Source organism: Paraburkholderia terricola (assembly GCF_900142195.1).
Lineage (GTDB): Bacteria > Pseudomonadota > Gammaproteobacteria > Burkholderiales > Burkholderiaceae > Paraburkholderia > Paraburkholderia terricola.
Window position 1 is genome coordinate 57,327 of sequence record NZ_FRAB01000023.1, and the last position, 23,268, is coordinate 80,594.

At 65.3% G+C, this 23,268-nt stretch carries 21 protein-coding genes; 4 read left to right on the plus strand and 17 right to left on the minus strand.

The features are described 5' to 3' along the window. The first annotated feature begins 7 nt into the window (after positions 1-7). A complete protein-coding gene (locus BUE39_RS19905; protein ID WP_073430443.1) occupies positions 8-631 on the plus strand; it encodes a LysE family translocator in 624 nt (207 codons plus the stop codon). A 14-nt stretch (positions 632-645) separates the two neighbouring features. Here BUE39_RS19905 and BUE39_RS19910 read toward each other — a convergent pair whose 3' ends face one another. Further along, a complete protein-coding gene (locus BUE39_RS19910) occupies positions 646-2,061 on the minus strand; it encodes an aminotransferase-like domain-containing protein (RefSeq protein WP_073430444.1) in 1,416 nt (471 codons plus the stop codon). Positions 2,062-2,267: 206 nt separating this feature from the next. On the opposite strand from BUE39_RS19910, the gene aptA reads away from it, so the two are divergent. Continuing rightward, positions 2,268-3,596 (plus strand): omega-aminotransferase AptA, encoded by a 1,329-nt coding sequence (aptA, locus tag BUE39_RS19915; protein WP_073430445.1) that lies wholly within the window; start codon positions 2,268-2,270, stop codon positions 3,594-3,596. Positions 3,597-3,688: 92 nt separating this feature from the next. On the opposite strand, the gene BUE39_RS19920 is transcribed toward aptA, so the two are convergent. Beyond that, positions 3,689-4,213 carry a DUF6496 domain-containing protein gene (locus BUE39_RS19920; protein ID WP_073430446.1) on the minus strand — a complete coding sequence of 175 codons (525 nt, stop codon included), beginning with the start codon at positions 4,211-4,213 and terminating at the stop codon, positions 3,689-3,691. A gap of 180 nt (positions 4,214-4,393) precedes the next feature. Here BUE39_RS19920 and BUE39_RS19925 point away from each other — a divergent pair, with 180 nt between their 5' ends. Beyond that, on the plus strand, positions 4,394-4,645 hold the full coding sequence (locus BUE39_RS19925; RefSeq protein ID WP_073430447.1) for a hypothetical protein: 252 nt from the start codon (positions 4,394-4,396) through the stop codon (positions 4,643-4,645). 119 nt (positions 4,646-4,764) lie between these two features. Here BUE39_RS19925 and BUE39_RS19930 read toward each other — a convergent pair whose 3' ends face one another. The 11 genes from BUE39_RS19930 to BUE39_RS19980 all read right to left on the minus strand — a co-directional run bounded on the left by BUE39_RS19930 (position 4,765) and on the right by BUE39_RS19980 (position 18,886). Next, the gene (locus BUE39_RS19930) at positions 4,765-5,973 is read right to left on the minus strand and encodes an ABC transporter substrate-binding protein (protein ID WP_073430448.1); all 1,209 of its coding nucleotides are present in this window, start codon (positions 5,971-5,973) and stop codon (positions 4,765-4,767) included. An 81-nt stretch (positions 5,974-6,054) separates the two neighbouring features. Then, positions 6,055-9,666, minus strand: a complete 3,612-nt coding sequence (locus BUE39_RS19935; protein WP_073430449.1) for a molybdopterin cofactor-binding domain-containing protein — start codon at positions 9,664-9,666, stop codon at positions 6,055-6,057. Continuing rightward, complete coding sequence (locus BUE39_RS19940) at positions 9,663-10,190, minus strand: (2Fe-2S)-binding protein (protein ID WP_073430450.1); 528 nt, start codon at positions 10,188-10,190, stop codon at positions 9,663-9,665. Before BUE39_RS19940 ends, BUE39_RS19935 begins: the two co-directional genes overlap by 4 nt. 16 nt (positions 10,191-10,206) lie before the next feature. Next, the gene (locus tag BUE39_RS19945) at positions 10,207-11,406 is read right to left on the minus strand and encodes an amidohydrolase family protein (protein ID WP_073430451.1); all 1,200 of its coding nucleotides are present in this window, start codon (positions 11,404-11,406) and stop codon (positions 10,207-10,209) included. Between the two features lie 37 nt (positions 11,407-11,443). After that, positions 11,444-12,157 carry an ABC transporter ATP-binding protein gene (locus tag BUE39_RS19950; protein WP_073430452.1) on the minus strand — a complete coding sequence of 238 codons (714 nt, stop codon included), beginning with the start codon at positions 12,155-12,157 and terminating at the stop codon, positions 11,444-11,446. Continuing rightward, the gene (locus tag BUE39_RS19955; protein ID WP_073430453.1) at positions 12,154-12,963 is read right to left on the minus strand and encodes an ABC transporter ATP-binding protein; all 810 of its coding nucleotides are present in this window, start codon (positions 12,961-12,963) and stop codon (positions 12,154-12,156) included. The genes BUE39_RS19950 and BUE39_RS19955 overlap by 4 nt, the downstream gene beginning before the upstream one ends. Further along, entirely contained in the window at positions 12,960-14,900 is a 1,941-nt protein-coding gene (locus BUE39_RS19960; protein ID WP_073430454.1) for an ABC transporter permease, read from the minus strand. Before BUE39_RS19960 ends, BUE39_RS19955 begins: the two co-directional genes overlap by 4 nt. 145 nt (positions 14,901-15,045) lie before the next feature. Continuing rightward, entirely contained in the window at positions 15,046-15,630 is a 585-nt protein-coding gene (locus BUE39_RS19965; protein ID WP_073430455.1) for an amino acid synthesis family protein, read from the minus strand. 92 nt (positions 15,631-15,722) lie between these two features. Next, positions 15,723-16,313, minus strand: coding sequence for an amino acid synthesis family protein (locus tag BUE39_RS19970; RefSeq protein ID WP_073430456.1), 591 nt, complete (start codon positions 16,311-16,313; stop codon positions 15,723-15,725). Further along, positions 16,289-17,227, minus strand: a complete 939-nt coding sequence (locus BUE39_RS19975) for a UPF0280 family protein (RefSeq protein ID WP_073430457.1) — start codon at positions 17,225-17,227, stop codon at positions 16,289-16,291. The genes BUE39_RS19970 and BUE39_RS19975 overlap by 25 nt, the downstream gene beginning before the upstream one ends. A gap of 48 nt (positions 17,228-17,275) precedes the next feature. Then, positions 17,276-18,886: a 6-hydroxynicotinate reductase gene (locus tag BUE39_RS19980; RefSeq protein WP_073430458.1), complete on the minus strand. Its 1,611-nt coding sequence runs from the start codon at positions 18,884-18,886 to the stop codon at positions 17,276-17,278. 374 nt (positions 18,887-19,260) lie between these two features. On the opposite strand from BUE39_RS19980, the gene BUE39_RS19985 reads away from it, so the two are divergent. Beyond that, the gene (locus BUE39_RS19985; RefSeq protein ID WP_073430459.1) at positions 19,261-19,968 is read left to right on the plus strand and encodes a TetR/AcrR family transcriptional regulator; all 708 of its coding nucleotides are present in this window, start codon (positions 19,261-19,263) and stop codon (positions 19,966-19,968) included. 64 nt (positions 19,969-20,032) lie between these two features. Here BUE39_RS19985 and BUE39_RS19990 read toward each other — a convergent pair whose 3' ends face one another. The 4 genes from BUE39_RS19990 to BUE39_RS20005 form a co-directional block, all read right to left on the minus strand. Continuing rightward, positions 20,033-20,416: a DUF3658 domain-containing protein gene (locus BUE39_RS19990; protein WP_073430460.1), complete on the minus strand. Its 384-nt coding sequence runs from the start codon at positions 20,414-20,416 to the stop codon at positions 20,033-20,035. A gap of 252 nt (positions 20,417-20,668) precedes the next feature. Next, on the minus strand, positions 20,669-21,061 hold the full coding sequence (gene pcaC / locus BUE39_RS19995) for a 4-carboxymuconolactone decarboxylase (RefSeq protein WP_073430461.1): 393 nt from the start codon (positions 21,059-21,061) through the stop codon (positions 20,669-20,671). Continuing rightward, entirely contained in the window at positions 21,058-21,849 is a 792-nt protein-coding gene (pcaD, locus tag BUE39_RS20000) for a 3-oxoadipate enol-lactonase (protein ID WP_073430462.1), read from the minus strand. Before pcaD ends, pcaC begins: the two co-directional genes overlap by 4 nt. Positions 21,850-21,854: 5 nt before the next feature. After that, on the minus strand, positions 21,855-23,234 hold the full coding sequence (locus BUE39_RS20005; protein WP_073430463.1) for a 3-carboxy-cis,cis-muconate cycloisomerase: 1,380 nt from the start codon (positions 23,232-23,234) through the stop codon (positions 21,855-21,857). Positions 23,235-23,268: the final 34 nt, after the last annotated feature.

The window sequence follows — 23,268 nt, forward strand, 5'->3', positions numbered from 1 at the left end:
GACGTCCATGTCGTACCTTAGCTTCAGCGCGCTGCCCGCCGGCATTCTGTTCGCGCTCGTCACCAGCATCACGCCCGGCCCGAACAACACCATGTTGCTGGCCTCGGGCGTCAACTTCGGTTTTCGCCGCACGCTGCCGCATGTATCCGGCATTAGCGTGGGCGTCGTGCTGTTGATGCTGTCGGTCGGAATCGGCCTCGGCGAAGCCTTCGTTCATTTCCCGGTGCTGTACACGGTGCTGGAGGTCGCGAGCGTCGTCTATCTGCTGTACCTGGCGTGGAAAATCGGCACGTCGGGCGAATTGAAGGTGAAGAACGGCGAACGCCGGCCGATGAAATTCCATGAAGCCATCGCCTTCCAGTGGGTCAACCCGAAGGCATGGATGATGGTGCTGACCGCCGCCACGACGATCCACCTCAGCGCGAGCACCAGCATGAACGCCGTCGCCATGGCGGCGGTCTTCTATGTGATCGGCTTTCCGTGCATCTGCCTGTGGGCGGGCTTCGGCACCGCGATGCGGCGCGTGCTGTCGGACCCGAAGCGCCTGCGCGTCTTCAATGTGGCGATGGCGCTGCTGCTGGTGTTCTCGCTGTATCCGATCGCGCTGAAGCTCGTCGGGCTGGACGCGTGAGCGCCTGAGCGCGGCTAGAGCGTGCCCTGCCCGACTCGTTCGATGAAACGCCATAGCGCGTCGTCGGTCGAGTACGGCGCGTTGAAGCGGAACCAGGCGCTCGGGGCGTCGTCGGGACGGAAATAGGAACCGGGCGCGAGCCAGATGCCATGCGCGAGCGCGGCGGTCGCCACTTCGCCGGCGCGCCCGGCGTCGATCGGCAGGCGCGCCCACAGGAACAGGCCGGCGCGCGGCCGGTGAAACACGTCGAGCCCGAGCGAATCGAGCCGCTCCTCCACCGTCGCGTGCGCCAGCTTGAGCCGCTCGTTCACCGCTTCCACGTGACGCGCGTAGCGCCCTTCCAGCAGCACCTTGTCGACGATCCGCTCGATCGCCTCCGACGACGTCAAGCCCACCGCCATCTTCGTGCGCGCCAGTTCGCGCAGCACCGCGCGCTCGGCGACCACGTAGCCGCAGCGCAGCCCCGGCGTCACCGTCTTCGAAAAGCCGCCCACGTACAGCACGCGCTGCAAGCCTTCCATCGCGGCGAACAAGGGCGCGCCGGAGGGCGCAAGCTCGCGGCTCACGTCGTCCTCGATCACCCACATGCGCTGACGCTCGGCGATTTGCAGCAGGCGGAACGCCGCCGACATGCCGAACGTCGCGCCCGTCGGATTCTGCAAGGTGGTGTTGACGAAGATCGCCTTCGGCTTGTGCTGCGCGACCAGCGCTTCGAGCACATCCGTATCGACGCCGGCCGGCGTGCGCGGCACGCCATGCACGACCAGTCCCGCCAGCTTGAGAATCTGCAGCAGATTGCAATAGCCGGGATCTTCGACGATCACGGCGTCGCCCGCGCGCAGCAACGTGCGGACGATCAGGTCGAGCCCTTGTGTCGCGCCTTGCGTGAGCAGCACGTTGGAAACATCGACGGGCAGGCCGCGGCGGTCGAGTTGTTCGGCGATCCGCTCGCGCAACGGCGCGAAGCCGTAGGGATGCCCGTAATCGCCCAGACGCGCCGCCGGCACCCGGCTCATGGCGCGCAGCGCGTGCTGCAAACCGGTCTCGTTGATCCATTCGTTCGGCAGCCAGCCGCCGCCCGCCTTGATCGGCACCGAATGGTCGGCGAATACGTCCGAGAGCAGCCAGGTCGCGGTGAGGCTCGGCGGCTGCCAGTCGGTGGCCGCCACCCGCGTGGATTGCGAGCGCGCCGCCACGCGATAGCCGGAGCCGCGCCGCGCGACCACCAAACCCATCGAAACGAGACGGTTGTAAGCCTCGGTGACGGTGAAGGTACTCAGTTCGTGGCTGTGCGCCAACTGACGCACCGACGGCAGCAACGCGCCCGCGCGCAGCGATTGCGCCTCGATTGCGCTCGCGAAACCCTGCACGACCTGCTCGACGAGCGTGGGAGCGGCGCGCCGGTCGCGTTCAAGTTGTAGTTCGATCATGGTCGGGATCAGGAGCCTGGCGGCGGCCGATTCAGCGTGACAGGGCGCGAGACGAAGGCGATTCATCGACACAGTTCGCACAGATCCACCAACACAGTTAGCGTCACACTGCGTCAACTGTTTATGCCGCCATTAAACCGCGGACGCTACAGTTTCGCAACGCCCCAAAGGAAGTCGCCTTGGGGGACCACTTCGAGGAGAAACCCATGACTTCGCGCCCCGTCATCGACGACCTGTCGTCTTTCTGGATGCCCTTCACGGCGAACCGCCAGTTCAAGGCCGCGCCGCGCCTGCTGGAATCGGCCAAGGGCATGTACTACCGCAGCACCGACGGGCGCGAGGTGCTCGACGGCTGCGCGGGTCTATGGTGCGTGAACGCCGGCCACGGCCGCGACGAGATCGTCGCCGCGATCACGCAGCAACTGTCCACCATGGACTTCGCGCCGACATTCCAGATGGGCCACCCGCTCGCGTTCGAAGCCGCCACGAAAGTCGCCGAACTGATGCCGCAAGGCCTCGACCGCATCTTCTTCACGAACTCGGGTTCCGAATCGGTCGACACGGCGCTGAAAATCGCGCTCGCATACCACCGTTCGCGCGGCGAAGGCCAGCGCACGCGTCTGATCGGCCGCGAGCGCGGCTATCACGGCGTGGGCTTCGGCGGCATTTCGGTCGGCGGCATCGCGCCGAACCGCAAGACCTTTTCCGGCGCGCTGCTGCCGGCGGTCGATCATCTGCCGCACACGCACAACCTCGAACACAACGCGTTCTCGAAGGGCCAGCCCGCCTGGGGCGCGCATCTGGCCGAGGACCTGGAGCGCATCGTCACGCTGCACGATGCGTCGACGATCGCGGCCGTGATCGTGGAACCGGTGGCCGGCTCCACGGGCGTGCTGATTCCGCCGCAAGGCTATCTGCAGAAGCTGCGCGAGATCTGCACGAAGCACGGCATCCTGCTGATTTTCGACGAAGTGATCACCGGTTTCGGCCGCGTCGGCAAAGCGACGGCGAGCGAATATTTCGGCGTGACGCCCGACCTGATCACGATGGCGAAGGCCATCAACAACGCCGCGATTCCGATGGGCGCGGTGGCGGCAAGCCGCACGATCCACGACACGATCGTCAACAGCGGCGCGCAAGGCGCAATCGAGTTGTTCCACGGCTACACGTATTCGGCGCATCCGGCAGCGGCTGCCGCCGCGGTCGCGACGCTCGACCTGTATCGCCGTGAAGGTCTGTTCGAGCGCGCCGCATCGCTCGCGCCGACGTTCGAAGCCGCCGCGCACTCGCTGCGCGACGCGAAGCACGTGAAGGACATTCGCAACCTCGGCATGATCGCGGGCGTCGAACTCGAACCGCGCGACGGCGCGCCGGGCGCGCGCGCTTACGAGGCGTTCGTCAAGTGCTTCGAGGCGGGCGTGCTGGTGCGCTTTACCGGCGACATTCTCGCGTTCTCGCCGCCGCTCATCATCGATGAAGAGCAGATCGCCCACCTCTTCAAGACCGTGGGCGACGTGCTGGCGACGGTGCAGTAAATCGCTTGAACGGCCGCGGCGGCGCGGCTCCATGCGCTGCGCGCCGCCGCGCCGCTTGTGAAGCACACGCTCGCCGGGCGCTACGCCGTGAGTTAGTGATGCGCGCGTGCAGCCCTTGTCCGCGCGGCTTTTTTGGCGGCTGCGGAACGTCCCGCGGCACCCTTCGTGGCAGCGGCCTTTTTTGCCGCGGCCGAACGGCTGGCCGCCGGGCGTTTGGCCGCAGCCGATTTGGCCTGTTTCGACATCGCCGTGTGCGACGCACCCGCGCCGCTCTCACGCTTGAGCACACTCTCCGAGACGCGTGAGCGCTTGGCCCTCGTTTCGGTGCTGGCGCTCTTTTTCGCCGTGCTCTTGTGCTGGCCGGCGGCGCTGTCCTTCTCCGCTTTCTTGCGGGTGGCCTCGCTCGTGGTGCCCTTCTTCGGCGGCTTCAGCGCGACACCCGCGCGGCGCGCTTCCGACAAACCAATCGCAATGGCCTGCTTGGCCGATTTGACGCCGTGCTTGCCGGCGCGCACCTTGTCGACCTGTTCCTTGACGAACTCGCCGGCCTGAGTGCTGGGTGCCTTGCCGGCGCGTTTATCGGCTTCGGCACGCTTGATGGTTTTCTTTTCGGGCATGACAGTCCTCCAGTTGGCTGTGGGCCTCTGTCATGCAGCAACACCCGTGCCGGGGGTCGACAACCGAGCCGACAGCCGAACCACGTCGCGAAATCGGCTGCGGGACTCGCGCCGCTCACGTGGACGGCGTATGGTAATGGCGAGGGTTGGCGCCGTGGTCCGACCCGCCTGGAGACGCCCATGAAGATACCCACCGTTCGCGCAGGCGTGCATATCGAAGGCGTGCACTGGATCGCCGAATACGCCGAAGACGTTCACGAGATTCGCGTGTTTCGCGAAGGCCAGGAAGTGGACGTGCATGACGCGCCCTCCTCGCTGTTCGGCGACGAGGAGAACGCGGGCTCGAAGAGCACCGCGGATCATCGCGCCGTCGAGGCCGCGGTGCTGGCTTATCTGAGGCGGTTCGTGATCGAGCACGACGCGGAGGAGTAGGCTTGCTGGCCTGTTTGCCTTTTGGTCTTTTGGCCTTTTGGCCTTTTGGTCCGCGCCGCATTTTTCCGTAGGCCCGCGGCGCTCGCTGGCCGCCGCGGCGGGCCTACGCACAACCCACCCTACTCCGCGGCCCGCAGCTTCTTCACCTCGGCATCCGACGGCTGAACGCTCGCGCCGTCGATATAACGATACGAAGTCATCACCCCCTTGCCGTCCTTCAAACCCGTCACGCCGACATAAGCGCCCATCGTCGACTGATTGTCCTGCGCGCGAAACGTGACCGGCCCGAACGGCGTCTCCACGCCGAGTCCCTTGAATGCGGCCGCGAGCTTGTCCGAATCGACCGAACCCGCCTTCCTGATGCCGGCCGCGAGCGACATCAGCGCCGAATAACCGACGACCGAGCCGAGCCGCGGATAATCGTGATACCTGGCCTGATACGCATCGACGAACTTCTTGTTGGCCGGCGTATCGATCGAATACCACGGGTAGCCGGTCACGATCCAGCCGCTCGGCGCTTCCGCACCCAACGGGTCGAGGTAATCGGGTTCGCCGGTCAGCAGCGAAACCACGCTGCGATCCTTGAACAAACCGCGCGTATTGCCTTCGCGCACGAACTTGCCGAGATCGGCGCCGAACAGCACGTTGAAGATCGCATCGGGCTTCGCATCGGCGATCGCCTGGCTCACCGCGCCCGCGTCGACGCTGCCGAGCGGCGTGGCCTGTTCCGCGACGAACTGCACGTCCGGCTGCGCGGCCGTCAGCAGCTTCTTGAACGTCGCCACCGCCGATTGCCCGTACTCGTAGTTCGGATACACCAGCGCCCAGCGCTTCTTCTTCAGCTTGACCGCCTCCGGCACCAGCATCGCCACCTGCATATACGTGGAAGGACGCAAACGGTACGTGTATTTATTGCCATCGGCCCACACGATCTTGTCGGTCAGCGGCTCGGCGGCGAGGAAGAAAATCTTCTTCTGCTTCGCGAAGTCGGTAAGCGCGAGGCCGGTGTTCGACAGGAAACCGCCGAACAGCAATTGCACCTGCTCGCGTGCAATCAACTCCTGCGCGACGCGGATCGTGTCGCCGGGGTTGCCGTTGTCGTCGCGCGAAACCACTTCGAGCTGCTTGCCGAGCACGCCGCCCGCCGCATTCACCTGTTCGAGCGCGAGATTCCAGCCGTTCCTGTAAGGCCCGAGAAAGGCGGGCTGCGCCTTGTAGCTGTTGATCTCGCCGATCTTGATAGTCTGCTGGGCGCTCGCGCCCAACGCGGCGAGCGACAACACCGTCGATATCGTGAGGCGGGACATCCATCCTGCGCGCGTGGTCATGCGTTTCTCCGTGATCAAAGGGATTGCGGGAATGCGGGTCGTTGTTATCAGGCGCTCGATGCGGCCAATGCTTCACTCGGTTCACTCTGCCGGCGGCGTCGCGCGAATCCGGGCGACGCTCGCCGTCACGTTCTGCCAGGCGGGCTTGCCGCCGGCGAACTGCTGACGCAGATACGTGACGAGTTCGGCGATCTGGGCGTCGTTGAAACTGTCGCGGTAAGCCGGCATCGTACCGAGTTCGGGACGCGCAGGCGAGCCGATGCCGTCGAGAATCACGCGAATCAGGTTGTCGGGCGTCGCGCTGTGCAGGTTCGTGTTGAGCGCGAGCGAGGGATGCGCGCCGAACAATTGCGGCCCGCTGCCGGTGTGATGACAGGCCGCGCACGCGCCGTCGAAAAGCCGCGCGCCGAAGCCCGACGGTGTGCCCGTGATCGCGCTCGCCTGTTCGTACTGACGCGCGAGCGCCGCCGGATCGGCATTCGCTTGCAATGGATTGAGCGACGCGAGATACGCGGCCATCGCGCGAATATCGCTATCCGGCAACGCCGCGAGTTCGCTGACGACCGGCGCCATCGGCCCGGCCGCGACGCCGTGCAGCGGCGCGTGACCCTGCCGCAAATAGCTGAACAATTCGTCCTCGCTCCAGGGCACGGGCGCGTTGGAAAGCGTCGACAAGGCAGGCGCTTCCCACCCTTCCGCCAGGCCGCCGCCCATGAAAGCCGCGCCGGTCTTCTCGGCGCCGAATGCGTTGCGCGGCGTGTGGCACGCGCCGCAATGGCCGAGCCCGTTCACCAGATACGCGCCGCGATTCCATTGCGCGCTTTGCGTCGCGTCGGCGGTGAACGCCGTGCGCTCGAGAAAGAGCCCGTTCCATGCGGCCATCAGCGGACGCACGCTGAACGGAAACGCGAGCCTGCTTTCCGGCGGACGCGAACGCACCGGCGTTTGCGCCATCAGGTACGCGTAGAGCGCTTTGAGATCGTCGTCGGAGGTGTTCCTGAACGACGTGTACGGGAACGCGGGATACAGGTGATGCCCGTCGCGGCTGATGCCTTGCCGCATCGCCCGCATGAATGCGTCGAGCGACCATGTGCCGATGCCGGTTTGTGCATCGGGCGTGATGTTGGTGCTGTAGACGATGCCGAACGGCGTATCGAGCGGCTTGCCGCCCGCGTTCGGCACGCCGTTGCGCGCGGTGTGGCAAACGGCGCAATTGCCGAGCGACGCGAGCAGTTTGCCGCGCGCCACCCGTTCCGGCGAAAAGGCGCTCGCGAGCGGCGGCGTGATCGGCGCAATGGCTTGCGGCGCGAGCGTCAATGCGCCGAGCCAACCGGCCGCGCCCGCCGCGAACGCGCCGAGAAACCCCAGACGCCAGCGCTTTTTCTTGCGCGCCGCCGCTTCCTCGGCTTGCGCATCGGCGAGCGCGGCACGGATCGTTTCCGGCGTGAACGGCGGCCGGCGAAAGCGCACACCTGTCGCGTCGTAGAGCGCATTGGCGATCGCCGCCGCGCCGGGCAGCGACGCCGATTCGCCGGTGCCCATCGGCGGCTCGCCGTGGCGCGGCATCATCACCACGTCGATGACCGGCACTTCACGGAACGTCAGAATCGGATACGCGCCCCACTCCTGGCTCGTCACCGCGTTTTCGCCGAAGGTCACGCGCTCCTTCAACGCGCGGCTGGTCGCCTGAATCACGTTGCCGTGTATCTGATGGCGCACGCCGTCCGGATTGATCATCGTGCCGGTGTCCTGGCCGACCACCACGCGCGTCACGGCGAGTTCGCCGCTCTTGCGATTCACTTCGACGTCCGCGACCCACGCGGACCACGCCGCGCCGAAGCCCGGAAACTTGCTGTGTATATAACGGGCGTAAGCGAAGCCCCGGCCGCGCGCGATGTCGCCTTGTTCCCGCGCCTCTTTCAACGCGACGTTGCGCGGTTCCCAGCCGGCTTTTTCGGCCACCGCCTTGACCAGATCGATCGCGCGCGGATCGCTCAGATGCCTCAGACGAAACTCGATCGGATCGACGCCCGCCTGCGCCGCGAGTTCGTCGATGAACGATTCATGCGCGAAAGTGTTCGGCACCGCCGACACGCCTCTTAGCCACGACGCCCGCACGATCGGCGGGGTGTCGTCGCAAACGATGCGCATCGCGCGATAGTCATACGGCGGCACCGCCGTGCGGTCGCCCATTTCGAATACTTGCGGTTCCGCCGAGATCGCGCCGGTGAGCAGCAGCGCCAACGTGGGCGCATCGTTCGACGGATAACGCGTCGCGAAGTCGTAAGCCGCCAATTCGCCTTCCGCGCCTAAAGCGCCGCGCACGTCCATGAGTTGCGCGGCGCCCTTCGGTTCCCACGCATGCTCGTCCTCGCGCGACAGTTGCACGCGCACCGGGCTACCGGTCGCGCGTGAAAGCAGCGCGGCGTCGGCGGCGACATCGTCCGCGCAATTGCGGCCGTAGCAGCCCGCCGCGTCCATGCGCACGATGTCGATCCGTGCTTCGTCCATCGACATCAGCAACGCGAGATCGGCGCGCAGCGAATGCGGATTCTGCGTGCCCGACCAGACCTTCAGCTTGCCCTCGCGGTAATCGGCGACCGCGCACGACGGTCCAATCGACGCATGCATCTGAAACGGCCATACGTACGTGCTTTCGAGCGTGCGCGCGGGGTCTCGCGCCAGCGCCGCGTCCACCTCGCCCTCGATCACCAGATCGCGGCGTTTCGCCGGATTGGCGCGCAACGCGGCTTCCACTTCCGCGCTGGTTTCGAGCGGCGGCAAAGCCTGCACCGTTTTCCACCGCACGTCGAGCCGCTTCGCTGCCTGCTGGGCGACTTCCTCGCGCTCCGCCACGACGCCGACGAAATCGCGAATCACCACCACCTTGACGATGCCCGGCAAATCGCTGACCGAGTTTTCATCGACATGCAGCAGGCTATTGCCGATCAACTCGCCCTGCGCGATGCCCGCATAGGGCGGCCTCACCACACGGCCGTGCAGCATGCCGGGCACGCGCACGTCATGCACGAAGCTCAATTCTCCGGTTGCCTTGGCGGGAATATCGACACGCGGCGCGCTCTTGCCGACGATCTTGTACGCATCCGGCGATTTCAACGGCGCATCGGTGGCGAGCTTCAGTTCCACGCGCCGCCCGGCGATCAGTTCGCCGTAGCCGATGCCTGTGGCCGCATCGCCGCCGCGCGGAAAGACCACGCCGTCGCGCACGTCGAGTTGCTCCGCCGTGACATGCAGACGCGCCGCCGCTTCCGCGAGGAGATACTGCCGCGCCTGCGCCGCCGCGTGCCGCAACGGCACCGCTGAAATCTGAATCGTCGCGCTGGCAATCGTCGGCCCCTGATTCGGCGCTTCGCCGGTATGGCCGAGCACGATCGAAACGCGCGTCAAGGGCACATCCAGTTCTTCCGCGACGACCTGCACGAGCGCCGTGCCGATGCCGGTGCCGAGATCCACGTGACCGTTGAACGCGACCACGCTGCCGTCGTCGCGCACCACGAGAAACATGTCCGCCTCGGTCGGCACGAACGACGAGCGCGAGCCCGGCTGACCGATCGCGGGCTTTACCGGCGCTTGCGCGGGCCGCGTGACGATCAGCACGTTCCGCGCGTCGTAGAGCTGCCGGCGCGACGGCGGCGCGGCGCGTCGATCGACGCTGAAGTCCGGCCCCGTCATGCGCGCGCTCCCTCATGCGTTCCCTGCTGCGCGGCCGTCGCCGCCGCTTGCGCGGCGAGCAGTTCGGCGGCGCGCTGCACCGCGCGCACGATCTCGACATGCGTGCCGCAACGGCACAGATTGCGCGACAACTCGCGCCGAATCGTCTCGACACCCGGATGCGGATCGCGATCGAGCAGCGCCTTGGCCGTCATGATCATGCCGTTCAGGCAATAGCCGCACTGCGCGGCCTGTTCCTCGATGAACGCCTGCTGTACCGGATGCGGCGCGGTGCGCGTGCCGAGCCCTTCGAGCGTGGTGATTTCGCGGCCTAGCGCGACCTTCGCGGTCGTCACGCATGAACGCGTCGGCACGCCGTCGAGCAAGACTGTGCATGCGCCGCATTCGCCGAGACCGCAACCGAATTTCGGACCATTGAGCGCGAGATCGTTACGCAGTAGATAAAGCAACGGCGTGTCGGCGGCGGCGCTGACGAGATGCGTCGCGCCGTTCACCTTCAGCGTAAGCGGTGCCGGGCGGTTCATGAAGCGCGGCGCGCGTTCAAAGCACGACCGGCACTTCGGTCGCCGGCGGCGTATTGCGGCTGCGCCGGCAACGGATCAGACCGTCGATCATCACCATGCCCACGCCTGGAATATCGCCGAGTCGCACGCTTTCGAGCAGCGTATCCGCCGCGGTGTGCTGCGCGCGATCCATGAACACGAGGTCGGCGGGCCGGCCCACTTCAATCAAACCCTGGCGCAGATTGCGTTGCCGCGCGGTGTTGCCGGTGGCGAAGCAGAAGGCGATTTCAGCGGGAATATCGGCGAGGCTCGAAATCAACGCGATCATCCGCAGAATGCCGAGCGGTTGCACGCCGGAACCCGCGGGGCTGTCGGTGCCGAGAATGATCCGGTGCGGGCATTTCAGTTCGATCGCGTGACGCGCGGTGAGCAACGCGATCCGCTCGTTGCCGTTGTGGACGATCTCCAGCGCGCGGCTCGATTGCTCGCACAAGTCGCACACGTGCCGATAGGAAAGCGACGTGTGGCCGCCGTTGATATGGCCGATCACGTCGGCGTCGGCGGCAAGCACCACGTCGCGGTCGATCAGCCCGGAGCCGGGAATCGACGGACCGCCCGTGTGAATCGTGCTTTGAATGCCGTATTTGCGCGCCCACGCCACCATTTGCGCGGCTTCCTCGCCGCCCTTTACGCTGCCGAGGCCGACTTCGCCGAGCAGCTTCACGCCCGCTTCCGAGAGTTCCTTGAAGTCCTCCTCGACCATGCCTTTCTCGATCACCGGCGCGCCGGCCATCACCTTCACGCCGCCGCCGACGCCCGCGCCGCGCATTCCCTCGAACGAGCGTTGCGCGGTGATCGCCAGCGCCTTCACGCCGAGCACGTCCTTGGGACGCCCGGGCAGATGAACCTCGCCGGCGGAGATCATCGTGGTGACGCCGCCGTTCAGATTCGATTCGATCCAGCCCATCTGATTCTGGCGCGGCGTCCAGTCGCCGAATACCGGATGCACGTGCGAGTCGATCAGACCGGGGGCGACAGTCGTGCCCTTGCAATCGACCGTGGTGCGCGCGCCTTCCAGATTGCAGTCTTTCTCCATGCCGATCGCGACGATCACGCCGTCGTCGATCACGAGCGTATTCGCGTCGAGAATCGGCTGATCGATGTCGCCGGATAACAGCAGCCCGATGTTCGTTATCGCGACCTTGCCCGACAAGCCTGTCAACGTCTCTGCTGCCATCTGCTTCTCCTTTCGCAATTTCCGCGTGCCGACGCAATCACACGCTCAGATAAGCGCGCCTGACGGTTTCGTTCTTCGTGAGTTCGGCGATCGTGCCGCTGAAACGGATCTGCCCTTTTTCGAGCACATACGCGCGGTCGCTCACCAGTTCCGCGAAATGCAGGTTCTGTTCCGACAACAGAATCGACAGTCCTTCGCGCTTGAGTTCGAGAATCATGTTCGCCATCTGTTCGACGATCACGGGCGCGACGCCCTCCGACGGTTCGTCGAGCAACACCAGATACGGATTGCCCATCAGCGTGCGCGACACGGTGAGCATCTGCTGCTCGCCGCCGCTCATCTGGCCGCCGGGGCGTTTCGGCATTTCGCCCAGATTCGGAAAGAGGCGGAAGAGTTTTTCCGGCGTCCATTGCGGCGCGCCTTCGCGCGGCGGCTGACGGCCGGTGTCGAGGTTCTCCATCACCGTCAGGTCCGCGAACACGCGGCGGTCTTCGGGAACGAAGCCCATGCCCATGCGGGCGATCTTGTACGACGGCAGCGCCGCGATGTCCTGTCCGCGAAAATGCACCTCGCCCTGACGGCGCGGCAGCAAACCCATCACGGCTTTCATCGTCGTGGATTTGCCCGCGCCGTTGCGGCCCATCAGCGCCACCACTTCGCCGCGCCCGACTTCGAGCCCGACGTCGAACAGAATGTGCGCGCGGCCATAGAACGCGTTGAGGCCGGCGACTTTCAGCATCGGCTCGCTCATTGCAGCGCTCCTCGTCCTTGCTCGCCCGCCGCCGCTTCGTGCAGCGGCGCATGCGGCTGGAAGGTCTTGCCCGTGCCGAAATACACTTCCTGCACGCGTGCATCGTTGCGGATCGTCTCGGCGTCGCCCTCGGCGATCAGCTTGCCGCGCGCGAGCACGATCATGCGATCGGCGTAGGCGAACACCACGTCCATGCTGTGCTCGGTGAAGAGCACGCCGATCTTGTGCTCGGTGACGAGACGCTTGGTGAGCGCCATCAACTCGTTGCGTTCCTTCGGCGCCATGCCGGCGGTGGGTTCGTCCATCAGCAACAGCTTGGGACGGTTGGCGAGCGCAATGGCGAGTTCGACGCGTTTCACGTCGCCGTACGCGAGCACGCCGCAGGCGCGGTTCGCGTCGGCGGCCATGCCGACCTGTTCGAGCAGCGCGAGCGCTTCATCGGCGTAGCGCGAGCCCGCGGGTTTCCACAAGCCGAACGTCTTGCGTTCGCGCGACACCAGCGCCATCTGCACGTTTTCAAGCACGGTCATCGAATTGAACGTCGCGGCGATCTGGAACGTGCGGCCGACGCCCAGCCGCCAGATATCGCGCGGCCGCATGCCGACCAGTTCATGATCGTTCAGGCGAATCGAGCCGGACGACGGCTGCAACTGGCCGTTGACCATGTTGAAGCAGGTCGACTTGCCCGCGCCGTTCGGGCCGAGCAGCGCCAGCAGTTGACCGGCTTCGAGATCGAAGGACACGTCGTCGACCGCTTTCAGGCCGCCGAACGACCTGGAGAGGCCGGAGACACGCAGCAAGCTCATAGCCCCTCCTTGATCGCCGCGCGCCGTGAAGGCGGCGCGGCATTCGCTTCGGCCTGGTCGAGGTTGTCGTCGCCGAAACGCTCGCGAATGAAACCGACGATGCCTTGCGGAAACGCGATCACCAGCAGCAGGATCGTCAAGCCCAGCAGCGCCTGCCAATAGTCGGTTTGCCGCGCGACCGTGTCTTGCAGCCACGTGAACACCGCCGCGCCGACGATCGGCCCGGTCAGCGTCTGCAAGCCGCCGAGCAGCACCATCACGAGGCCGTCCACGGAACGGCCCACGCTGATTACCTCCGGTGAAATCGTTCCCTTGGAGAACGCATAGAGCGACCCGGCCAGCCCGCAGAACAGCGACGCGATCACGAAGGCCGCCCACTGCACGCGCTTCACGTCGATGCCGATCGCCTCCGCGCGCAACACCGAATCGCGCGACGCCCGCATCGCGTAACCCAGCGGCGAGAACAGCATCTTGCGCAGTAGCCACACGCCGAGCACCGCGCACGCGAGCGTCAGATAGTAATAAGCCACCGGCGAGGACAACCAGTTCGACGGCCACAAACCGAGAATGCCGTTGCTGCCGCCCGTCACGTCGTCCCACTGGAACACCACCGACCACACGATCTGTGCGAACGCGAGCGTCAGCATGGCGAGATAGACGCCCGAGAGGCGCACGCAGAACCAGCCGAACACCAGCGCGCCGGCTACCGCCAGCAGCGGCCCGAGCAGCAACGCGGCTTCCATCGGCAGATTCAGAACCTTGATGAATAGCGCCGCGCCGTAGGCGCCCAGTCCGAAGTAAGCGGCGTGGCCGAACGAATGCATGCCGCCCGGTCCCATGATGAAGTGCAGACTCGTCGCGAACAGCACGGCGATCAGGATTTCCACCAGCAGCACGGGCATATAGGGGAATGCGTTGGCCGCGAGCGGCGTGAGCACGAGTACCAGCAGCGCGACCGCGGCGAGCCATTTCAGGCGCTTGCCCGCGGGGCGCAAAGGCGTTTCCGGCGCGGCCATGCCGCGCACCGCGGCGCTCGCCTTGCCTAGCAAACCCCAAGGCCGCACCACCAGCACGACAGCCATCACGACGAACTCGGCGACCAGCGTAAAGCGGCTCAACGAAAGGCCGACGCCGAAGATCGTCACGTGTCCGATGCCGATGCACAGCGCCTTGATCTCCGCGATGATCAGCGCGGCGACGAACGCGCCCGGAATCGAACCCATGCCGCCGACCACCACCACCACGAACGCGTTGCCGATGGTCTCCAGATCGAGCGACAGATTCGCCGACATGCGCGGCCCTTGCAGCGCGCCGCCCAAACCCGCGAGAAACGCGCCGACGAAAAACACGCCGGTAAACAGCCACGCCTGATTGATGCCGAGCGCGCCGAGCATCTCGCGATCCTGGGTCGCGGCGCGCACCAGCGTGCCCCAGCGCGTGCGCGTCAATGCATACCAGAGCAGCAGCAACACCACCGGCCCGATCACGATCAACGCGATATCGTAGGTGGGCAGCGGATGGCCGAGGAAATCGACCGCGCCGGCAAGATGCGGCGCACGCGGTCCGAACAGGTCTTGCGGACCCCACAGCCACAACGCGGCGTCGCGGAAGATCAGCACCAGCGCGAACGTGGCGAGCAGATGAAACAACTCGGGCGCCTGATAGATGCGCCGCAACACGATCATCTCGACCAGCGCGCCGAGCACCGCGACCACCAGCGCGGCTGCCAGCACCGACAGCCAGAAGCCGCCGGCCGTCTGCCCGAAGCGGCTCGCGATGCTATACGCGACGTAGATGCCGAACATATAGAACGAGCCGTGCGCAAAGTTGACGATGCGCGTCACGCCGAAGATCAGCGACAAACCGGCGGCGACGAGAAACAGCGTCGACGCATCGGCGAGTCCGTTGACCAGTTGTACCAGCAAATTCGAAAGCATCGTGCCCCTCGGCAGCTTGCGGTTCGAGCGTCGCGATTGGCCCGCCACGCACGAACAGCAGACGTTATAGCGTGCGGCACCATGCGCGCACGCGTCGACGGCAGGACAATACGCCGGAAGTCCCCTTGGGGGCCAGCGCAACGACTCAGCGCAAACCGTCTTCGCCCTTGATCTCGCTCACCTGCAGGCCGCCGATGCGCGGCAGCGGCCGGCCGGAAGCCGTCACCGCGACCGCGACGACGATTTCGTTGGCGCGCGGCGCATCCGCAACACGCGCTTCGATCGCATCGAAATGACTGCGCACGTAGGCCGCGTCCTTGTGGCCGAGCGGCACGTCGATCGCGGTGCCGAGCGTGCCCATCTTTTTCGCGGACGGCACCAGCGCCGCGCCCTTTTCGACCGCCACCCGCAGCGGCGCGCCGAGCTTGGGATGCAAGATCGCCGCCGCATGTTCCAGTTCGCCCGCCTCGCCGACGATCGCCGCCTTGCCGTAGCTTTGCGCGTCACCCGGCTCGATGCCCAGCGCCTCGACGCACTTGTTGCCGAGCAGCCCGCCCAGTTCCTCGCCGGCTTCGATCAGCGCGTCGAGCGTCGGCTCGTAGCGGCCCGCATAGGGATTATCGATCACCGCGATGGCGACCGCGCGGCGCGTCGGCGGCTCGATGGCCTGCCCCATTTCAATGCGCGTTTCGTCCACCTGCACGATCAGCTTGCGAAGCTTGATTGCCATGTCGCTCTCCGGTTTCGATGCGTTGTTCCGCGGGTATGTTTCAGCGCGGTGCGGCGGTTCGGTTCGAAGGTTCGGTTCGAATCAAGCGCCGCTCAGCGCAAGCCGTCCTTGCCGACGACCGCCTCTTTCGCGAGACCGCCCACGCGTGCATGCACGCGCTGCCCGGTGCTCATCACGAGGATATAGACCAGTTCATCCGCCGCGGGCGCGCCGGGCACGCGCACCTCGATCGCATCGAAGTGGCTGCGCACATAGCTCGCGTTGACGTGCGTGAGCGGCACGTCGAGCGCCGTGGAAGGCGCGCCGACCTTCTTGGTCGACGGCACGATCGCGTTGGTCGGCACGCCGTTCTTCTCCAGCAATTCGCGCATCGCATAGCCGCCGGGGACGTGCCACAACGCACCGTGCTCCAGTTCTCCGCGCGAGCCGACAATCGCGCCCTTGCCGTAACCCTCTATCGACGCATGCGGCACCTTCATCGCCGCAAGGAGCCGCTGCGCCATGTCGAGGCCGATCGGCTTGAGCGCTTCCATCGCGTGTTCGATGTTCGCTTCATAGCGGCCGGCGAACGGATTCGTCAGCACCACGGCAATCGCGGCGCGCCTGAGCGGCTGCGCGGGCGCGGGACCGAACTCGTGAAAGATGTCTTCGACGTGCGTCAGCACGCGGCGTATTTCGAACACGGCGCCTCCTTTGTTATCGACGCGCGCTGCGTGATCCGCGCGCCGCTTTGCTGAATGCCGGCCACACGCACGCGCCCTTGCAGGAACAGTGCGGCGCCTTCGATCGAATCGTCCGCCTGCAAACGCCGCGCGGCTTCGACGCCACGCGCCAGCGCGAAATCGATCAGCGGCTGCGGTAAAGGCGGGACGTCGACGGTGACCAGCCTGTCGCCGAGATCGCTCTCGTCTTTCAACGACGAAGCCGGACGGCGCACGATGCCTGCGTGGTCCACGTTCACGGCGTTGGCGATCATCGTCGCGGCGGCATCGGCGCTCGCGGCGTCGCGGGCAAGCACGGTCACGCTGTCGGCGATACCGAGGCTGAAGCTGCGGCCACGCCAGCCGCTCGTCGCGATGCCGCGAACCGGCATGGCGGCGTCGAGCGTGAGGTTGGCGTCGAGCGGCGGTTCATCCGGCAACCGCGCGCCCGAATATTGCGCGAGGTCCGCGAATACGCCGATGCGGTACTGCTGCCCCTCGGTTAAATATAGTGCGATGTCGCCGCCGTTGTTGATGAACGCGCGCGCGATGCCCGCGCGCGCGAACGCCGCGATCAGTTCGTCTGCGACGCTGCCTGCCACGGCCGCCATGGGGGTGATGAAGCGCGCGCGGTGACGATGGCACGCCGACCACATGCGGCGCGCGACCGTGCCGTTGAGCGGGCATTCGTCGAACGCGGCGTCGGCGGGCACCGGTTGCCGAAGCAGCTTCAATTCTCCGACCAACTCCGGCAACACTTCGACAAAGCGTGTCCAGCACGCTTCATACGCGGCGCGCACCGCGGCGGGCTCGCCGTCCGCGCTGAGGATCAGATCGATCGGGCCGTGCTGCCAATGCCAGCGGGTCGCGTCGAGTCGGGTGCGGGTTGCGTTCATTGTGTCGCCATGATGGTTGCCGTGGTTGCCGAGGTTGTCTTGATGGCCTTAGCCGAGCATCGGCGGCATCGCCGGCGGCCACGGGTTGTCGGCATGGCGCGCCAAGGTTCGCCGTGCGAGCGGCGCGCCCTCCGTGTGTTCCGGCCCGTTCGCCAGCACGCTTTCGAGCGAACGCACGGCGTCGAGATGACCGCCGAGATCGCGATACGCGCCGTACGTCATGGTGAATTCGATCGGCGCGACGATCGCGGGCGTCGGCACCGTGCCGAACGAGCGGTCGGGCATGCGCGAGACGTCGACCATCACGGTGATGCCGCCGCCCGGCCACACATAGGCCGGCGCGCCGCCGCACGTGACGTTCACCAGCTTCTGCTTGATGGCGCGCGTAAGCAGCACCGGATTCTCGGTGGCGCCCGCCCGCAGACTGCCGCCCGCGCCGCCGAGAAACAGCACGGTGGCGAGCGACGGCTCGCAGTTCTCGCCGATCCGTTCGACCGTGCGGCGCACCGCGTCGGGCATCGCCGCGATACGCGGCACGAGGTGCTGATCGAGTTCATACCATTGAGCGTGCTCGCCGGTGGTGGACACCATCAGCAGACGCATGCCCGGTTTCGCGACGGCGGGATCGAAGCCTTCGACAATCGCCAGCGGGTCCTGGATGTCGGTGCCGCCCCAACCGGTGCCGGGATTCGCGACCTGGAAATAGCGGCCCGGCGTGGATTTGCGTCCGCGAATCTTCACACCTGAGCGCGTCATGCCGAGGCAGCGTCCCGCCTGGTGTTCGGTCAGCACGCCCGTGATGTGATCGTCGACCACGACGACTTCGTCCGCATGGCCGAACCATTGCTTCGCGAAGATGCCAATCGTGGCCGAACCGCAACCCACGCGCATGCGCTGCTCTTCGACGCCGTCGACGATCGGCGCGGCGCCCGCGCGAATCACGAGATTCGCGCCGCCGTCGATGCTCAACTCCACGGCTTGCTTGTTGCCGAGCGCGAGCATCATGTCGCAAGTCACGCGGCCTTCCTTCTTGCTGCCGCCGGTCAGATGATGGACGCCGCCCAGGCTCAGCATTTGCGAGCCGTATTCGGCGGTCGTGACATGGCCGACGATTTCGCCCTGGCAGCGCACGTTCGATTGCTCCGGCCCGAGAAAGCGGTCGGTGTCGATTTTCACCTTGAAGCTGCAATAGCTGAAAATGCCTTCGGTGACGACGGTGATCATGTCGACGTCGCCGAGCTTCGAGGCCACGATGAACGGCGCGGGCTTGTAGTCGGGATAGGTCGAGGATGCGCCGACGCCTGTCACGAACAGCGCCTCTTCCGCCTGGGCGGAATCGTGGGCTTCGGACGATGCGCCGAACGCGACGGTGGCATTCGTACTACTTTCGCCCGTGTCGGACGAAGCGGCGGCACGCGACAGAAACACCACCGGGTCGACGCGAATCAGCCGCCCCTGCGCATTCGCATAGCGGTCGCATGCACCGGTGCGGCCCTCCGATATCTGACACAGCACCGGGCAGGCATTGCATTCGATCTTGTTCGACGCCATTCGCTCGCTGCGCGGCGCCGCCTTCTCGAGCACGGTCGGACCCGGCGTCGAAGCGGTTTCGCCGTCGACGCGTTCCGCACCGAAATCGACCTTCGTATGTTCTGTCATGGTGGGGTTCCCATACGACGACATTACAATCGGTCCCGCTCCGGCTGACGAATAGCCCTTGTTTCAAGGCACTTTCGCGTGATCCGCCTATTTCCGTGTTGCGGTCACTCACCGTTCGTGTAGTATCCGCTACACCAAACTTGCTTGAAATCTACTCGATCAAAATAGACTGCGCAATGAGTTTCCCGGCGGTCGCGGCAATGGTGCGACGCGGCATCCTGGGCTGCGGCACGATTCAATCCGCGCCGAAGCACACGATCGCGCAGTGCATTCCGCAACGCGTGATGCGGGCTGTATGATGAAGGCGCGCCCAGGCGTCAGCCGTTGCGGCGCAGGTCGTTCAACCGACGCTAACAAAGAGATTCAAGACCGCCATGAGTCCCATTGCCGTCCGCAAGCCGGGCGCTACCGGCATCCGCGCGAAACAGGCGCAGGACACCCGCGCCAAGATTCTGAAAGCGGCGATCAAGGTCTTCGCGAAACAGGGGTATGCAAGCGGCCGCGTGGAAAGTATCTCGAAGGCTGCGCGTTCGCACGACCGGATGATCTACTACTACTTCGGCAGCAAGGAACAGTTGTTCGTCGAAGTACTGGAAACGATCTACACCCAGTTCAACGAGGCCGAGAGCAAGCTCGATCTCGATCTTGACGACCCCGTGCATGGTCTTGAGCAGATGGTCGAATTCGTCTGGCAGTACTACCTCGATCATCCCGAGTTCGTCACGCTGCTTTCCAGCGAAAATCTGCATCAAGGCAAGCATGCGAGGAAATCGTCGAAGCTCAAGGAGATTTCCGGCTATGCGATTTCGGTGGTGCAAAAGGTATTGGATGCGGGCAAGGCGCAAAACGTGTTTCGCGCCGACGTGAAGGCACGCGATGTTTATCTGACGATTGCATCGCTCGGCTATTTCTATAACGCCAATCAGTACACGCTGGGCGCGTTTCTCGGTGAGCCGCTAATGGATAAAGCGGCGCTCGCGCATTGGCGCGAGGTGATGAAGGATACGGTGTTGCGCGCGGTGCGTTTGCAGTTGCCGAGGGAGGTGGCGGATAACAGGGAAAACGGGCCCCGCGCCGCGTAAAAACGCTCGCGCGGGGCGGAATGGCGTGGACATGATCGGGACCATGCGAGACGGTCCCGATATTTCATTCATCCTTTACTGGACTCCGTTGCAACCCGGGAAGGAGCTCGTCGCCGGCCGTTTGGGGCAAACGGACTTCGCTATAACGCATCCGGTTCAGGTCTCCGACCGACTCGACCAAGCCTCTCTCGACCATCAGCTTAAGACGCTGTGCATAGAACACGTCAATGACATCGGGATAAAAACTCTTATCTGAACCCATGGCAAGAGAAACAATCATGGCGACTTTGCGGTAATTGCCAGTCAAATTTCGGAAAAGCGCGCCATCGATCGTACGCAGATCGGCTGCGGTCAGACGATCTGCCGCCGCTTGCTGTGTGGCTGTCAGTGGTGGGTCGTCCGCCTCGTCATCGAAATCGTCTTCGTATTCGTCGGTTTGCTCGTTCACTTAGTTACCTTTTGCAAATTTGTTTTCATGAGCCGGTGAAACCCCGATACGGATTACCGCCACATTGGGCGGGGTAACAGCCAGCGAAACACCTATAAACCTTCGATACCATATGTTTGGCTTGGATGATGGACTTCCAAAAGAAAACACCCTACCGCGCTAACCGCGTGTAGGGTGGGGTGACCATCATTAAACGCGCCGGGTTGCCGGCGCGCGCGTACTTATCGCGCTCATCGAAAAACCGTCAAAGCGTCAAGGATTCGCCGCCGCATCCTCTTCCCGAAACAGCTTGTCCGCAAGATGAAACGCCGAATTGGCCGCCGGCACGCCGCAATAAATCGCCGTTTGCAGCAGTACTTCCTTGATCTGCTCGCGCGTCACGCCGTTGTTTTTCGCGGCGCGCAAATGCAACGCAAGCTCCTCGCTGCGATTGAGCGCAACCATCATTGCGATGGTCAACAGGCTGCGCGTATGACGCGGCAAACCATCACGCGTCCAGATTTCGCCCCACGCATAGCGGGTAATCAGGTTCTGGAATTCTTCCGTCAATTCAGTGCGGTTCGCGAGCGATCGATCGACGTGCGCGTTGCCGAGCACCGCGCGGCGCACCCCCATGCCCGCTTCGTAACGATCTTCATCGTTCATTTCGGCTCCGTCAGGAAGTCGAGCACGGTCTTCGTGAAAGACTCGGATTTTTCGATGTTGGAAATATGCGCGGCGTCCAGTTCAACGTAGCGCGCGCCGGGCAACGCCTGCGCCAGTTCGCGCCCTTGCTCCGGCAACGTGGCCACGTCGTGCGTGCCGCTGATCACCAGCGCCGGCACCTTGATGCCGGGCACTTCAGGGCGTAGATCGGTGGCGTCGATGGCCTCGCAATTCAATGCATAGCCTTCCTTGTCGATATGCACGAACACGTCGCGGATCATCGCGAACACCACCGGTTCCCGTTCGATGAACTCGGCGGTGAACCAGCGCGGCAAGACCGCCTCGGCCAGCGCGACCATGCCTTCGCCGCGAGCCCTCGCGACGCGCGGCGCCCACACTTCCGGCGAGCCGATGCGCGCGGCCGTGTTGGACAGCACCACGCGCTCGAGCCGGTCCGCGTGACGCGCGGCCAACGCGACGCCGGTCAGGCCGCCCATCGATATGCCGCAGAAATTCGCGCGGGCGATCTTCAGCGTATCCATCAGGCCGAGCACGTCGCCGGCCAACTGGTCGATCGTGTACGGGCCTTTCGGCACTTCCGAATGACCGTGGCCGCGCGTGTCGTAGCGCAGCACGCGAAAGTGTCTCGACAGCGGCTCGACTTGCGGCGTCCACATCGACAGATCGCTGCCGAGCGAATTCGACAAGATGATCCACGGCGCGTTGCCGTGACGGTCGCCGTCGATTCGATAATGAAGCTCGGTTCCGTTGACTGCGGCGTAAGGCATGCCGGTTACTCCCTGGAAGTGGCGCGTGTCGCGCGCGCGGTATGAAGCGCCAGCGCGGCATCCACGTAAGCGTGGGCCTGGCCGACGTATTGAGCGGGGTCGAGCAGTTGCCGCAAGCGCTCGATTGAAAGATGTTCGGTGACGGCGGTCTCGGACGAAAGCACGTCGAAGAGCGTCTTGCCTTCGGCGATGGCCGTCTTCGACGCGCGCTCGACCAGACGATGCGCATCGAGCCGGCCGATGCTGTCGCCGAGCGCGAGCATCACCGCCTCGCCGAGAATCAGGCCGTGCGTGACGTCGAGATTCGCGGCAAGGCGCGGCACGTTCACGTTCAGGCCCGCGGCGATCTGTTCGATGTTGGCGAGCGCGCCGCCAGCCAGCCGCGCGAGGTCGGGCAGCGCGTCCCATTCGGCTTGCCAGCCGCCGAGCGCGCGCTCGTGCTCCTGCACCATGCCGGCGAACACCGTGGCGACCAGCCCCGGCGCGCGCGTGGCGGCGGTCAGCACGGCGGCGCAGCCGACCGGATTGCGCTTGTGCGGCATGGTCGACGAACCGCCCTTGCCGGCCGCGGCGGGCTCGGCCAATTCGTCGACTTCGGTTTGCATCTGCAAGGAAATATCGCGCGCGATCTTGCCGAGCGTGCCGATCAGCATGCCGAATAGCGACGCCGTGTCCGCCATGCGATCGCGTTGCGTATGCCACGGCAAGGCCGGCACCGCGAGGTCGAGTTCTCGCGCCAGCGACTGCGTGACCTGCGGCGCGGCATCGCGCAGACTCGCGAGCGTGCCCGCGGCGCCGCCGAATTGCAGCACCAGCACGCGCTCGCGCAACGCATCGAGCCGTTCGCGGTGACGCAACAGCGCGTCGAGCCATTGCGCGAATTTCAGGCCGAGCGTGATCGGCAGCGCTTGCTGTAACCAGGTGCGGCCGATCATCGGCGTCGCGCGATGCGTGGCCGCGAGTTTCGCCACGGCGTCGCAGGTGGCTTGCAGGCCGGCGTCGAGCAGATCGAAGGTGTCGCGCAGTTGCAGCACCGTTGCCGTGTCGATGATGTCCTGGCTCGTCGCGCCCCAATGGACGTACTTCGACGCTTCGGCGTCGGCCGCCTTCACGCGCGCGGTGAGTTGCTTGACGAGCGGAATCGCGAGGTTGCCGCCGAGCGCGGCGTCGCGCGCAAGGGTTTCGGCGTCGAGCTGGTCGGCGTGGCAGGCGGCTTCGATCGCCGCGACCGCGCGATGAGGAATCACCTGATGCGCCGCCGAAGCGCGCGCGAGCGCCGCTTCCACGTCGAGCATCCGTTGCAGCGTGGCGCGCGGCGACCAGACATCGTTCATCGGCTGGGTGCCGCAAAGAAGGCCGGTCAGACGGGCGCTGGAGTCGAGCATGATGGCGTCGATGATCGAGGATCGAAAGTGAAGG

What these genes read in the sequence shown, in the direction of transcription:
- BUE39_RS19905 (WP_073430443.1), top strand. Translation starts at nt 8, where the DNA reads ATGTCGTACCTTAGCTTCAGCGCGCTGCCCGCCGGCATTCTGTTCGCG.
- BUE39_RS19910 (WP_073430444.1), bottom strand. Translation starts at nt 2,061, where the DNA reads ATGATCGAACTACAACTTGAACGCGACCGGCGCGCCGCTCCCACGCTC.
- aptA (WP_073430445.1), top strand. Translation starts at nt 2,268, where the DNA reads ATGACTTCGCGCCCCGTCATCGACGACCTGTCGTCTTTCTGGATGCCC.
- BUE39_RS19920 (WP_073430446.1), bottom strand. Translation starts at nt 4,213, where the DNA reads ATGCCCGAAAAGAAAACCATCAAGCGTGCCGAAGCCGATAAACGCGCC.
- BUE39_RS19925 (WP_073430447.1), top strand. Translation starts at nt 4,394, where the DNA reads ATGAAGATACCCACCGTTCGCGCAGGCGTGCATATCGAAGGCGTGCAC.
- BUE39_RS19930 (WP_073430448.1), bottom strand. Translation starts at nt 5,973, where the DNA reads ATGACCACGCGCGCAGGATGGATGTCCCGCCTCACGATATCGACGGTG.
- BUE39_RS19935 (WP_073430449.1), bottom strand. Translation starts at nt 9,666, where the DNA reads ATGACGGGGCCGGACTTCAGCGTCGATCGACGCGCCGCGCCGCCGTCG.
- BUE39_RS19940 (WP_073430450.1), bottom strand. Translation starts at nt 10,190, where the DNA reads ATGAACCGCCCGGCACCGCTTACGCTGAAGGTGAACGGCGCGACGCAT.
- BUE39_RS19945 (WP_073430451.1), bottom strand. Translation starts at nt 11,406, where the DNA reads ATGGCAGCAGAGACGTTGACAGGCTTGTCGGGCAAGGTCGCGATAACG.
- BUE39_RS19950 (WP_073430452.1), bottom strand. Translation starts at nt 12,157, where the DNA reads ATGAGCGAGCCGATGCTGAAAGTCGCCGGCCTCAACGCGTTCTATGGC.
- BUE39_RS19955 (WP_073430453.1), bottom strand. Translation starts at nt 12,963, where the DNA reads ATGAGCTTGCTGCGTGTCTCCGGCCTCTCCAGGTCGTTCGGCGGCCTG.
- BUE39_RS19960 (WP_073430454.1), bottom strand. Translation starts at nt 14,900, where the DNA reads ATGCTTTCGAATTTGCTGGTACAACTGGTCAACGGACTCGCCGATGCG.
- BUE39_RS19965 (WP_073430455.1), bottom strand. Translation starts at nt 15,630, where the DNA reads ATGGCAATCAAGCTTCGCAAGCTGATCGTGCAGGTGGACGAAACGCGC.
- BUE39_RS19975 (WP_073430457.1), bottom strand. Translation starts at nt 17,227, where the DNA reads ATGAACGCAACCCGCACCCGACTCGACGCGACCCGCTGGCATTGGCAG.
- BUE39_RS19980 (WP_073430458.1), bottom strand. Translation starts at nt 18,886, where the DNA reads ATGACAGAACATACGAAGGTCGATTTCGGTGCGGAACGCGTCGACGGC.
- BUE39_RS19985 (WP_073430459.1), top strand. Translation starts at nt 19,261, where the DNA reads ATGAGTCCCATTGCCGTCCGCAAGCCGGGCGCTACCGGCATCCGCGCG.
- pcaC (WP_073430461.1), bottom strand. Translation starts at nt 21,061, where the DNA reads ATGAACGATGAAGATCGTTACGAAGCGGGCATGGGGGTGCGCCGCGCG.
- pcaD (WP_073430462.1), bottom strand. Translation starts at nt 21,849, where the DNA reads ATGCCTTACGCCGCAGTCAACGGAACCGAGCTTCATTATCGAATCGAC.
- BUE39_RS20005 (WP_073430463.1), bottom strand. Translation starts at nt 23,234, where the DNA reads ATGCTCGACTCCAGCGCCCGTCTGACCGGCCTTCTTTGCGGCACCCAG.